The 763-nt window shown below is 53.9% G+C and carries 1 pseudogene; it reads left to right on the forward strand.

From position 1 onward, the window contains the following. Positions 1-458: 458 nt before the first annotated feature. Positions 459-763, forward strand: a pseudogene (locus R4P70_RS32630) (hypothetical protein); the annotation flags it as partial.

Below are 763 nucleotides of genomic sequence, written 5' to 3' on the forward strand. Positions count from 1 at the left end.
CTCGGAATGCCTGGATTCGGATCGATCTCGGGAAGGACTTCCACATGATTACCAAGCTTGAATTCTTGTTCAGAGAATCCTGCAGTTTCGGGCCTGCGTGGACCGACGACTACGACGGACCAGGCGGCCACGATGGTTGCGATTCGCGCATTATCTGCACGCAGTTTTGACATATCTCAAAACCTCGCTGGTAGGGGCTCCATCGTTCGATGTCGACGGTGTGAGTTATGTGAGTGACGATGGTCAGGTCGTGTGACGGTCGACCGATTCGACCGCACGGATAGGGACGATGGCATGTTCAATCACGCATGTGGCCGGTTGATTGGGTTCGGTGGATGTGTAGCACGACTGGTCTGATGTCGGGTTTTCCCGACATCATCCTCATGAGTTTTGTTGATAAGAGTGTAGATCCTCTGCACTGCATATGATTTAGGAGTTTCACGTTGCATAATCGCTTGGTGCGTTCCCGTTCCCTCCTGGTTGCCGTCACTGCCCTTGTTGGATTGTCGATTTCCGGTTGCAGTACGACGTTGGCGGATGTGATCCCAGCAGGATCGTTGTCTGTGGAGAGCTCTGTCGGTCAGCACGATGTTGATGTGGCTTCCTCCGTCGCGCTGTTGGAGACCCTTCCGGTGAAGGGGCGTGCTCCGAAAACTGGTTACAGCAGAGATCAATTCGGTCAAGCTTGGTCTGATGATGTCGATGTGGAGTTCGGGCATGACGGGTGCGATACGCGCAATAATCTGTTGGCTTCGCGGCTGAC

This window comes from Rhodococcus sp. IEGM 1241, from assembly GCF_033142365.1.
GTDB classification, from domain to species: domain Bacteria; phylum Actinomycetota; class Actinomycetes; order Mycobacteriales; family Mycobacteriaceae; genus Rhodococcus_F; species Rhodococcus_F erythropolis.